Origin of the sequence: Burkholderia sp. BCC0397 (genome assembly GCF_902832865.1) — a bacterium.
Taxonomy (GTDB): Bacteria; Pseudomonadota; Gammaproteobacteria; order Burkholderiales; family Burkholderiaceae; genus Burkholderia.
This window is the reverse complement of sequence record NZ_CADFDL010000005.1, coordinates 312,889-324,820: the sequence shown is the minus strand read 5'-3', so window position 1 is coordinate 324,820 and position 11,932 is coordinate 312,889. Positions and strand designations below refer to the sequence as shown.

The 11,932-nt window shown below is 69.8% G+C and carries 9 protein-coding genes; 1 reads left to right on the top strand and 8 read right to left on the bottom strand.

Annotated features, from left to right (window positions below; genetic code table 11):
* Positions 1 to 14 precede the first annotated feature (14 nt).
* The 8 genes from HWX03_RS18945 to HWX03_RS18910 form a co-directional block, all read right to left on the bottom strand.
* The gene (locus HWX03_RS18945; RefSeq protein ID WP_175872310.1) at positions 15 to 2,255 is read right to left on the bottom strand and encodes a tetratricopeptide repeat-containing glycosyltransferase family protein; all 2,241 of its coding nucleotides are present in this window, start codon (positions 2,253 to 2,255) and stop codon (positions 15 to 17) included.
* Between the two features lie 23 nt (positions 2,256 to 2,278).
* Entirely contained in the window at positions 2,279 to 4,522 is a 2,244-nt protein-coding gene (locus HWX03_RS18940; protein WP_175872226.1) for a tetratricopeptide repeat protein, read from the bottom strand.
* Positions 4,523 to 4,557: 35 nt separating this feature from the next.
* Positions 4,558 to 6,780, bottom strand: coding sequence for a tetratricopeptide repeat protein (locus HWX03_RS18935; protein ID WP_175872225.1), 2,223 nt, complete (start codon positions 6,778 to 6,780; stop codon positions 4,558 to 4,560).
* A gap of 178 nt (positions 6,781 to 6,958) precedes the next feature.
* Entirely contained in the window at positions 6,959 to 7,621 is a 663-nt protein-coding gene (locus tag HWX03_RS18930) for a prepilin-type N-terminal cleavage/methylation domain-containing protein (protein WP_175872224.1), read from the bottom strand.
* Positions 7,605 to 8,036, bottom strand: a complete 432-nt coding sequence (gspI, locus tag HWX03_RS18925) for a type II secretion system minor pseudopilin GspI (protein ID WP_175872223.1) — start codon at positions 8,034 to 8,036, stop codon at positions 7,605 to 7,607. The genes HWX03_RS18930 and gspI overlap by 17 nt, the downstream gene beginning before the upstream one ends.
* Before the next feature lie 296 nt (positions 8,037 to 8,332).
* On the bottom strand, positions 8,333 to 8,539 hold the full coding sequence (locus HWX03_RS18920; protein ID WP_175821739.1) for a hypothetical protein: 207 nt from the start codon (positions 8,537 to 8,539) through the stop codon (positions 8,333 to 8,335).
* 305 nt (positions 8,540 to 8,844) lie between these two features.
* Entirely contained in the window at positions 8,845 to 9,444 is a 600-nt protein-coding gene (locus HWX03_RS18915; protein WP_175872222.1) for an alpha-ketoglutarate-dependent dioxygenase AlkB, read from the bottom strand.
* Between the two features lie 236 nt (positions 9,445 to 9,680).
* Positions 9,681 to 10,826: a metallophosphoesterase gene (locus HWX03_RS18910; protein WP_175872221.1), complete on the bottom strand. Its 1,146-nt coding sequence runs from the start codon at positions 10,824 to 10,826 to the stop codon at positions 9,681 to 9,683.
* 187 nt (positions 10,827 to 11,013) lie between these two features.
* On the opposite strand from HWX03_RS18910, the gene HWX03_RS18905 reads away from it, so the two are divergent.
* Entirely contained in the window at positions 11,014 to 11,916 is a 903-nt protein-coding gene (locus HWX03_RS18905) for a LysR substrate-binding domain-containing protein (RefSeq protein WP_175872220.1), read from the top strand.
* Positions 11,917 to 11,932: the final 16 nt, after the last annotated feature.

Sequence of the window (11,932 nt, the reverse complement as noted above, 5' to 3'; positions counted from 1 at the left end):
TCATGGAAGGTCGATCACGCCGCCGCGGGGCGTACCGGGCGCGCCGTGCCGAGCACGTCGACCACGCGGCCGATGACAGCCGGCCAGTCTCCCGGCCGCGTCTGCCGAAACAGCGTCGCGGTCGGATACCACGGGCAGTCGTCGCGTTCGAGCAGCCAGCGCCAATCCGGCACGCGCGGCAGCAGCACCCAGACCGGCCGCCCGAGCGCGCCGGCCAGATGCGCGACCGACGTGTCGACGCTGATCACGAGATCCAGCGTGTCGACCAGCGCAGCCGTTTCGGAGAAGTCGTGCAACGCGTCCGCGAACGACAGCACGCCGCTCCCGGCGAATGCGTCGGCATCACGCGCACGCACCTGCGGCTGCAGGCTCACGAACGTCACGTCGAGCGCCTCGCACCCGACGAGCGGCGCGAGCGTGACGAACGGTATCGAGCGGCTTTCGTCATTCGCGTGGCGCGGGTTGCCGGACCACGCGAGCCCGATGCGCAACCGGCCCGGCGGCGACATCGCATCGATGCGCTGCGCCCACGCTTCGCGCCGCCGCGCATCGGCGCGCAGGTACGGCACGTCGGCCGGCACCGTATCGAGCGTCGTGCGGAACGCGTACGGCAGGCTCATCAGCGGACACTGCAGGTCGAACGCCGGCATCGGCTGCCCTTCGGTAACGACCCGGCTTACGCCGCGCAGCGTGCCGAGCAGCTCGCCGAGCGCGGCCGGCGCCTCGACGATCACGGTCGCGCCCGCGTCATGCGCCAGGTTCGCGTAGCGGCAGAACTGCAGCGTGTCGCCGTAGCCCTGTTCCGCGTGCAGCAGCAGCGTGCGGCCCGCGAGCGGTTCGTCGCCGGTCCACCGCGGCCGGTCCGCATGACGCCGGTGCAGCATCACGTCGGCCGCCTCCCAACGCGCCTCGTGCTGCCGCCAGCCTGCGTCGAAATCGCCCGTCAGCAGCCGGCAGAACGCCTCCGAGCGGCGAGCGGCGCCATGATTCGGATCGCGACTGCATGCATCGGCGTAATCGGTCAGCGCCGCTGCGTCGTCGCCGACGTGCTGGCGCGCAAGCGCACGCGTGAACAAGGCCTGCGCCGTGTCCGCCGGCGCGGCCGCCGCCGCCGCATGGCTCGCGAGCGCCTCGTCATAGCGGCCGAGCTGCTGCAGCGCGAGCGCGCGGTTGTAATGCAGCTCCGCATGCGGGCCCGTCAGCGCCAGCGCCGCGTCGTAATCGGCGAGCGCATCGTCGAACCGGCCGAGCGCACGCAGCGCGGCCGCGCGGTTGCGGCGCGCATCGATATCGTCGGGATTGCGTGCCAGCGCTTGCGCGTAGGCTTCGGCGGCTTCCGCATGACGCTCGAGCCCGAGCAGCGCATTGCCGCGCCCGACCCACGCGGCGACGTTGCCGCGATTCAGCGCGAGCAGCCGGTCGCAGCGCTTCAGCAATTCGTCGCGGGCGTGCAGCAGATCCAGTGCGACGCAACTCGCGTACAGCAACTGCTCGTCCTTCGGCAGCCGGGCGAGCCCTTCGTCGAGACACGCGAGCGCATCGGCCGGGCGGCCCAGTTCGGTCATCACGACGCCGCACGCATAAACAAGCTCCGGCGTCTTGCCGCGCACGACCATCGCGAGCTGATAGCTGTGCAGCGCCTGCTCGCGATGGCCGAGTGCGCGCAGCGCATGCCCGCGCTCGATGTTCGCGGCCGCGTCGTTCGGGTCGATCCGCAACGCGCGCTCGATGCTGATCAGCGCATCGGCGGGCCGTTCGAGCCAGCGCAACGTCTCGCCGCGCTTGCGCCACGCCGTGACGTGCGCCGGTTCGCGCACGAGCGCCCGATCGTAGGCCGCCAGCGCCGCGTCGTATTGCCCGAGCGCGAGCAGCGCATCGCCGCGCGCCGCATGCGACGGCGCATGGTCCGGATTGGCCGCGAGTGCGCGATCGGCGAGCGCGAGCGCGTCGCGATGACGGCCGACACCGATCAGCGCCGCCGCGTGGTTCGCCAGATTCCACGGCTGGTTCAAGCCGAACCTCATCGACCGCGCGATCAGCGGCTCGGCCCGTGTGGGATCGCCGAGCTGCAGATACACGAGGCCCAGCAGGTGCAGCGCCTCGACATGATCGGGCGCCATCGTCAGCACGCCTTCGTAGAGCCGTCCAGCCCCCGCGAAGTCGCGCTGTTCGAGACGCGCGCGCGCATTGCGCAGCGCATCGGCGAGCACCGCATGCAGCGGCATGGCCACGGCGCCCGGGACGGCGCCCGCCATCGACGCAGCCTCGCGGCCCGCACTCATCGCGCGCCTCCGCCGACGAGCATCGGCAACTCGGCCGCGATCCGCTCGACGACGGGCGCCCACTGCCCGCCCTCGGGCTGGCGGAACAGCCGCGCGGACGGATACCACGGGCTGTCGTCGCGATCGAGCAGCCATCGGAAATCAGGCGTGTGCGGAATCATCAGTGCAAGCGGCCGGCCGAGCGCGCCGGCGAGGTGCGCGACGGACGTATCGACGCTGACGATGCCGTCCATCAGCGCGGTCAGCGCCGCGGTATCGGCGAAATCCGCGAGCGCATCGCCGACGAAGCGCACCGCGCTCGCGTCGAGCACCGGACGATCCTCGTCGCGGACCACCTTCTGCAGGCTGATCCACTCGTAACGGTCGTCGAACAGCGGCAGCAGATCCGCGAGCGTCATCGAGCGGTTGCGGTCGTTCAGGTGCAGCGGGTTGCCGGACCACACGAGGCCGATACGCGGCCGCGTCGCTGCGCCGAGCCGTTCGCGCCACTGCGCGACACGCACGGAATCGGCGGCGAGATACGGCACGCCGGCCGGAATCGACGCCAGGTCCGTGCGGAATTCGAGCGGCAGGCTCAGCAACGGGCAATGCAGGTCGAACGGCGGCAGCGGCTCGCCGCGCGCGACGAGCGTGTCGACGCCGTCGAGCGTCGCGAACAGCGTCTTCAGTTCGACCGGCGCTTCCAGCACGACGCGTGCGCCGAGCGCTTTCACTAGCGGGACATAGCGGCAGAACTGCAGCGTGTCGCCGAGTCCCTGTTCCGGGTACAGCAGGACCGTCTTGCCGTCGAGCGGCATCCCGTGCGTCCAGCGCGGCTGCGCGAACGTGCGCCGGCTCGCATCGAGCTGCGTGTCGCGCCAGCGCCATTCGTACTCGGCCCAGCCGGCCTCGAAATCGCCAATCGACAAACACAGGAACGCGCGCATGCAGTGCGCGAGCACGTAGTCGGGATCGACGTCGATCGCGTCCGCGTAAGCCTGCCGCGCGGCGTCGTGATGCCGCAGCGCGCGCAACGCATTGCCCTTGTGAAAGTGGGCGAGCTTGTCGCGCGGCGTCGCGTCGATCACGCGTGCGAAATCGTCGAGCGCGGCCGCGTAGCGGTGCGTTTCGAGCGCCACACGGCCGCGCGTGAACCAGGCCGGCACATAGCTTCCAGCAAGTGCGAGCGCGCGGTCGCACATGTCGCGCGCGTCGTCGTGACGCTCGATGCGCATCAGTGCATTCGCGTAGTTGCACAGCACGCCGGGACTACCCGGTTCCACGTCGAGCGCGCGCGCATAGCTGTCGACCGCGTCGCGATAGCGCTCCAGATGACTGGCCGCATTGCCGCGGTTCGCCAGTGCCCGCGCATGATGCGGATCGATCGCGAGCACGCGGTCGCAGCGCACGAGCGCCTCGTCGTGCCGGCCGAGCTGCTCGAGCGCGATCGAACTGTTGAAGATCGCATCGACGAAGGTCGGGCTCACCGCGATCGCCGCGTTGAAATCCGCGAGCGCGCGTTCGGGATCGTTCAGGTCGAGATAGGCGACACCGCGCAGGAACAGCACTTCGGCACTGCCAGGCGTCTGCGCGAGCGCGTAGCCATAGCTGTCGACCGCATCGCGGAAGCGGCCGAGTTCGCGCAGCGCGAGGCCGCGCCCGCGCATCGCATCGAACGAACGCCCGGCCAGCGCGATCGAGCGATCGCAATCGGCGAGCGCCTGTTCGTGGCGGCCAAGCGCGCGCAGCATGTCGCTGCGCTTCACATAGCCGTCGGCGAAACCGGGCGTCAGCTCGAGCAGCCGATCGTAGACCGCACACGCGTCGTCGTACCGCGCGAGTTGCGCGAGCAGGCCCGCGCGCTGAAACAGCACGCGCTGATGGACCGGATTGATCGCGAGCGCTTCGTCGAGCCGCGCGAGCGCGTCGTGCTCGCGCCCGAGCCCGGTCAGCACCGCCGCGTAATTCGCGAGCGCGAGCGGCACCGGCTGACGCTCGATCGAGCGCCGCATCAGCGGCTCGGCATCGTCGAGGCGCCCTTGCTGGAAGCGCACCGCGCCGAGCAGGTGCAGCGCCTCCGGATGCTCGGGATCGAACGTCAGCAGTTCGGCATACGCGCGTTCCGCATGCTGCAGCGCGCCCTCGTGATGCGCCTTGCGCGCGCGCAAGAGCAGCCGTTCGAGTTGCGCGGCGTCGGGCGGACGGCGATCCGGCGCGACCGGCGCGCTCGCGAGTGTCGTCCCTTCCCCGTTCGGTGTCATCGTGTGGCCCTCACTTGTCGCTGTTCGTATCGTGTCTAACGTGTCATCGGCGCGATCGCGGCACGCACCGCGCCGATCGCGCTCGTCCAATCGCCCGGCGCCGCCTGCCGGAACAGCCGCGCAGACGGATACCACGGGCTGTCGCCGCGGGTCCGCATCCAGCGCCATTCCGCCGGCTCGGGAAGCAGCACCCAGACCGCATGGCCCAGCGCGCCCGCCAGGTGCGCAACCGCGGAGTCGACCGCAATCACGAGATCCAGCGCGCCGATCAGCGCGGCCGTGTCAGCAAAATCGCCGAGTTCGTCGTCGACGCGAAGCACCGGCGCCTCCGCGAGCAGCGCCTCGTCGCGTTCGCGCACGGGCTTTTGCAGGCTGATCCAGTCGACGTCGAGATCGAACAGCGGCGCGAGCCGCGCGAAATCGATCGAGCGGTTGTGATCGTTCCGATGCTCCGGATTACCGGCCCAGGCGATCCCGATCCGCGGCCGGCGCCGTTCGCCGAGCAGCGCCTCCCACTGGCGCGTGCGCTGCGGGTCGGCATGCAGATAGGCGCCGGCATACGGAATCGTGGCTTCATCGGTGCGGAACGCATGCGGCAGGCTCAACAGCGGCGCCTGGCAGTCGAACGCCGGCAGCGGTTCGCCGCGCGCGATCACGTCGACCGGCCCGGGCAGCGACGCCATCAGCGCGCGCAGCTGCGGCTGCACCTCGAACACGACCCGCGCACCGCGCGCGGCCACCAGCGGCACATAGCGGCAGAAATGCAGCGTGTCGCCGAACCCTTGTTCCGCATGAATCAGCACCGTCCGGCCGTCGAGCGGTGTGTCGCCCTGCCACGCCGGCTGCGTGAACGGCCGGTAGTGCCGCGCCAGTTGCGCATCGCGCAGCCGCCATTCGTATTCGGGCCAGCCGCGCGTGAAATCGCCTTCGATCAGATACAGCGATGCGCGCGCGAAATGCGCTTCGGCGTAGTCGGGATGCAGCGCGATCGCGCGGTCGTACGCGGCGAGCGCGTCGTCCGCGCGCGCCGTCTCGAAATACAGGTTGCCGCGGTTGAGCCAGTTCGTCGCGTGATCGGGACGCAGCGCAAGCGCACGGTCGAGCGACGCCATCGCTTCGTCGTAGCGATGCAGGTCCTGCAATACGTTGCTGCGGTTGGTCCAGGCCTCGGCGAACCCTGCGTCGCGCGCAAGCGCGGCGTCGTAGCTGGCCAGCGCGTCGTCGTAACGCTTCAGGTAACGCAACGCGGTGCCGCGGTTGCACAACGTCTCCGCCGAGTGCGGATCGAGCGCCAGCGCACGCGCATAGGCCGCCAGCGCGTCGTCGTGGCGCTTGAGCTGCAGCAGCGCGTTGCCGCGACTCGCATGGGCGCGGACATGATCCGGATCGAACGCCAGCACGCGCTCGCAGCGGGCCAGCGCTTCGTCCGCGCGGCCGAGCCGTTCGAGCGCGACCGCGCTGTTGTAGAGCACGTCGATCCGCGCGGGATCGGCCGCGATCGCTTCGTTGAACGCGTCGAGCGCCTCGCCCGGCCGATCGAGATCGATCAACGTACGGCCGCGCTCGGCCATGATCGCGGCCATGCCGGGCCGGATCGCGTTTGCGCGCTCGAAGCACTGCAGCGCATCGGCCGGCCGCTGCAGCTCGCGCAGCACGAGACCGCGGTTGAACCACGATTCGAACGAACGCAGGTCGACCATCAGCGCGCGGTCGTAGGTGTCCAGCGCGTCGTCGAAGCGGCGCAGCGCACGCAGCGCGCTGCCGCGATTGCACAGCGCATCGAGCACGAGCGGCGACACCGCGAGCGCGCGGTCGAACGACGCGAGCGCGTCGTCGTAGCGTCGCAATCCGAGCAGCGTATTGCCGCGGCGCACGAGCGTCTGCACGTCGTCGGGCGTCGCACGCAGCGCTGCCGCGAAATGCTCGAGCGCCTCGCCGACGCGGCCGCGCTCGCCGGCGATCGCGCCGAGATCCGACAGGACGCGCGTGCCGGGTGCGATCGCGACCGACTGGCGCAGCAACGCTTCGGCATCGTCGGCCGCGCCGCGCTGGAACTGCAGCACGCCGTACAGGTGCAATGCCTGGGGGTTGTCCGGCTCCTTCTCGAGCACGGCGAGATAGTCGCGCGCCGCGTCGTCGAACCGTCCGGCGCTGTGCCAGTTTTGTGCGCGGCTCAGGATCGCCGCCGATTGCCGTTGACCGCGCGCGTCGAGTCCCGACGCGCCCGCGTGTGCATCATGCCGGTGCTCGACCGTCACGTTCGCCCCCTTCCCGTTTGCCGATGCCGCCGCTGGCCCGGTTCAATGGAACCGGTCGCGGCGGTCATGCTCGTCACGAGACTAACGGACGGGTAATAACAGACGTATGACGAAAGTTACGGACCATTTTGTCCGGGGGACGGAACACGTTCCGCGCCGTGAGCAACCCGCGCCGTCATCACTGGCCGATCGGGATCGTCCGCACGTATTCGACTGCCGGCGCGCCCATCGTGACCGCGAAGCGCACGCCGCGCGGCAGCGGCATGCCCAGCGACGTGATGTTGCTGACGCCGTGCTGCGCGAGAAACTGCGCATAGCTCTGCTCGATGACGGTCTGGCTCGTCGTCCAGCCGCCCGGTGGAATCCACACGGAAAGCTGCATCGTCCGCGCATCGTTGCTGACCACCACGCGCGCGAACGCATCCATGTGGTGCAGCGCGTCTTCGACTTCGGCCAGCGACGCGAGCGGCTGCGACGCGCTGCGCACGAGTTCGCGCCCGTTGAGCCGGTAGCGCACGACCTGCATCTGCGTCGGCCCGCCGCCGACGCCAAGATGGCGCACCATCACGAGTTCGTTCGGCCGGATGCGCAGCGGCGGCCCGAACACCTCGTCAGCCGTCACGAGGTTGATCAGGTCGAACTGCAACTGGGAGAAATAACGGCCGAGCAGACGCGTTTGCGCCAGATTCGATGCGATATCGTCGCGACCGCGGATCGTCGCGTCGAGGCCGCGCCACGACAGCAGCGCGATCACCGCGAGCAGCGCGATCGCGACCAGCATCTCGATCAGCGTGAAGCCGCGGGCGCGCCCGGCCCCGCGACGTTCAGCGGCGCGCTTCATTCTGGATCACCGTGACGGCTTCGGCGAGCACGTTGCGGCTCGATGCGGACGGATAGACGCTCACCGTCACGCGCCGCACGAGCGGGCTCGGCAGCGCGGCCACCGACTGGCGGCACACGAACCGGTAGCGGCCCTGCGGGCACGCGAACGTGTTGGTGCCGACGGACGGCCAGCTCGACGCGATGCGGATCTCGCCGAGCGCGTTGTCGGCGCTCCACAACGCGAGCAGGCGCATGCGCGCCATGTCAGTGTCCGACGCGAGCGCGCCGATCGCGCGCATCACGGCGCCCAGCGCCACGGCCACGATCGCCAGCGCGATCAGCACCTCGATCAGCGTGAATCCCCGTTCCGGCGCCCGCGTCGGGCGCGGTCCGCCGCGCGCATGGCGGTGGTAGTCGGTTCTGTCGTCGCACATGACCTGCATCATTCTTGTCGATGGGTCGGCGTCCGGCGTTCAAACCGCGGCGCAGGCCGCCTCGCCGACGCGACGGACGCCGTGCTCGGACGTTAAGCGCGACGTATGGCACGCACGTGTCGAATGGTACGGACCATTTGGCGCGGCGCGCGCGGGCGGACAGGCGCGCTGGCGCCCGCACGATGCATGCATCGCGCGGGGCAAAGGACTGAAAACGGAAAACGATCGGGAAAGCACCGCCCGGCAGCGAGCGGCCAAGGGTGAAGGCGATCCTCGGGCGGGACGCCGCGACGGCGTCAGGCCGTCACGGCGGCGTCATATTCGGCGCGGGCAAGCTGGCCGGCGGCGTATGCGTCGGCTTCGCCGCGAAAGCCTTCCGGGCTGAACGCCACGACTTTCACGCCGACACCGGTCGCCCGCTTCACCGTCAGCGCCCATTGCCATCCGCCGTCTTGCTCGAAGACGTGCAGCGAGGGTGCGAAGGAAGGGTCGAGTACGGTCACGCGTTTTGCTCCTGCCCCATTGCGCGCTGCGTCGGCAACACACGGAGGCATGTCGAAAGGGTCGCGCCGGCATGCCGACGCACTTCTGTCATTCGACAGTCTATTCAAGAATTGTTGCGACGCACCATCAGAGGTTTCACTCACCTATCGAAACCGGGCGGTCGATCGAATCTACCTGAAACCCTTGCGGGACGGGCCTCAGCGCCACGCCGGGCCGCCTGGCATCGCTTTCATGCGACAACGCGCCGCACGCCCGGCCGATTGCTTGCATCGACCTTTCGTGGATCAAAAAAACGGGGCGCGACCTATCCGCCCATCATCGACACGCGCCGGAAGGTCAGGTTCACGCGTTCGCCCTGCACGCCCGGCGCCTTCGGCACCCGGTGCTGCCATTCGGCCTGCGTGCGTCCGCGCATCACGAGCAGGCTGCCATGCACGAGGCGGTATGCATGCGTGACGCCGGTCGCGCGATGACGAAGATCGAACACGCGCATCGCGCCGAGGCTCACCGACGCGATCACCGGCGCGTCGCCGAGTTCGGGTTCGTCGTCCGCGTGCCAGCCGAGGCTGTCCAGCCCGTTGCGATAGCGATTGAGCAGCACGCTGTTGAAACGCACGCCGCACGTCGTCTCGACCGCGTGCTTCAGCCCGAGCACGGCCGGCGTCCATGGCTCGGGTACGTTGCGGATGCCCGAGTACACGTACACGGCATCCGGTTCGCCCTGCCATGCGGTGAGCCGCGGCAACGGAATGCGCCCGCGCGGCGTGCGGATCGTGTCCTGCCGCCACGCGACCTCGTCGATCAGCGCGGCCAGCGCGCGGTCGGCCGCGGGCGGCGCCAGCCAGTCCGGGTGCCAGTCCACGTCGGGCACGGGCGTATCAGCGAAGAGATCGGACGTCGACATGTCGGCAGGAACCGGCGAGGAACGGAACGGGCGAGGCATGTCTGCATACTAGCCAACGGCGCCGTGCGCCGCCATGCGCTGTCATTCGACGATCAAGGGAAACCGCCGTGCGCTGCGATGAAGCGCAACCGGGTCGCGATTCCCGGCCACGGCGAGCCGCCCTGTTCCCGCGCACCCCAAGCGACGGCTTCGACGCTATCGCATGCATCGAACAACAGCCGCCTTCCGGCCTCCCGCTAGCCGCGCGTCAGCCGGATCAGCGTGATCTCCGACGGCACGCCGAAGCGGTTCGGCGGCCCCCAGTAGCCGGTGCCTCGGCTGGTATACAGCCACATGTCGCCGAAGCGGTTCAGCCCGCCGATCACCGGCTGCTGCAACCGCACGAACGGCGGCCACGGCAGGAACTGGCCGCCATGCGTGTGCCCCGACAGCTGCACGGTGAAGCCCGCGCGGTTCGCCGCTTCCGCGCTGCGCGGCTGGTGCGCGAGCAGGATCTTCGTGCCGACGTCGCGCGGCGCACCGGCCAGCGCCTGCGCGGGGTCGCTGCGATGGGCGGGATCGAAGCCGCCCGCCGTGAAGTCGGTCACGCCCGCGAGCACCGCCCGCGCGCCGCCGCGCTCGATCAGCACGTGCTCGTTCAGCAGCACCGTCAGCCCGATACGACGAAACTCGTCGATCCACGCATGCGCACCCGCGTAGTACTCGTGGTTGCCCGTCACGAGGAAGGTGCCGTGCCGCGAACGCATCTCGCCGAGCGGCGCCGTGTGTTCGCGCAGGCGCTTGACCGAACCGTCCACCACGTCGCCCGTCACGACCACCAGGTCGGCGTCGAGCGCATTGACCGCGCGCACGATCCGTTCGATGTAGGGCCGCTTGATCGTCGGCCCGACGTGGATGTCGGACAGCTGCACGATCGTCAGCCCGTCGAGCGCGGCCGGCAGCCCCGCGACCGGAATCGACACGCGCTTGACCGCCGCCGTGCGGCGCGCGCCGACGAACCCGATCACGGTCGCAAGCACCGCCGCCGCCAGCACGCCGAGCGCCGTGTCGGGCGCGGCGCCGCTCCACGCGCCGTCATGCCCGAGATGCCGCCACGCGAGCACGCCGAGCAGCACGATTTCGCGCAGGAACGTCAGCACCAGCAGCGACGAAAAGAAGCCCATCGCGAGCGCGCCGGCCCAGCCGACCAGCGTCGCCGCCCACCCTTCGTCGAAGCGGCGCGAGAACATGCCGACCGGAATCAAGATGACGAAACTCGCCAGCACGAGCGCCGCGATCGTGCGCGCGAGCGGCGACACGAACGCATCGGGAATGATCCGCATCCCGACGTACAGATGGAACAGCACGCCGATTGCAATGAACCGGACAAAGAAACTTCGCATGGAACGTTCACCTTCGTTGCACTACCGCTTCCGCGACGCGCGCCGCACCGGCCGTGATGCCCGGTGCCGCGCGTCGTGCCATACGCACGATGGTACACAGATCCCGGCCGCGACGACGGGTCCCGGCCGGCGGTGCAGCGCCGTGCGGCTTCGCGCGATAATCGGCCATCCTCCCGCCGCCACGTCCATGCGCTTCGATCTCGTCGACCTCAAACTTTTCACGCACATCGCGGAAGCGAACAGCCTCACGCGCGGCGCCGAACGCGCGCACCTGTCGGTGCCGGCCGCCAGCACGCGGATCAAGCACCTCGAGGAGCAGGTCGGCGTGAAACTGCTGAGCCGCAGAAGCCAGGGCGTCACGCTGACCGCGCCGGGCGACACGCTGCTCGCGCATGCGCGCCGCGTGCTGCGCCAGCTCGAGCAGCTGACCGGCGACCTGCAGGAATATGCGTCGGGTGTGAAAGGCCACGTGCGCGTGTTCGCGAACACCACGGCGATGAGCGAGTTCCTGCCGGGCGTGCTGCGTCACTATCTCGTCGATCATCCGGACGTGACGATCGACATGCAGGAGCGGCTGAGCCCCGACATCGTACGCGCGGTGCAGGAAGGCATGATCGACATCGGCATCGTCGCCGGCGACGTGCGCACCGACGGGCTGCAGGCGATGCCATACCGGCGCGACCGCCTCGTGCTCGCGACCGCGCTCGGCCACCCGCTCGCCGGTCGGTCATCGACGCCGTTCGTCGCGACGCTCGACCACGACTTCATCGGCCTGCCCGAGGCGAGCGCGATCCACGCCTTCCTGAAACGCGCGGCCGCCGACGTGCAGCGCACGCTGCGCTGGCGCATCCAGGTCAGCAACTTCGAGACGGCCTGCCGGATGATCGAGGCGAACGTCGGCGTCGGCGTGCTGCCCGAAGGCACCGCGCGCCGTCATGCGAAGACGATGGCGCTGCGCCTCGTCGCGCTCGAGGACGACTGGGCCGAGCGCCAGTTGCAGATCTGCGTCGCCGATCTCGATGCGCTGCCGCGCTTCGCACGCGATCTCGTCGACCTGCTCGTCGAGGACGCGTGCGGGCAGCCGGACTGACCGAATTCGCATGCGT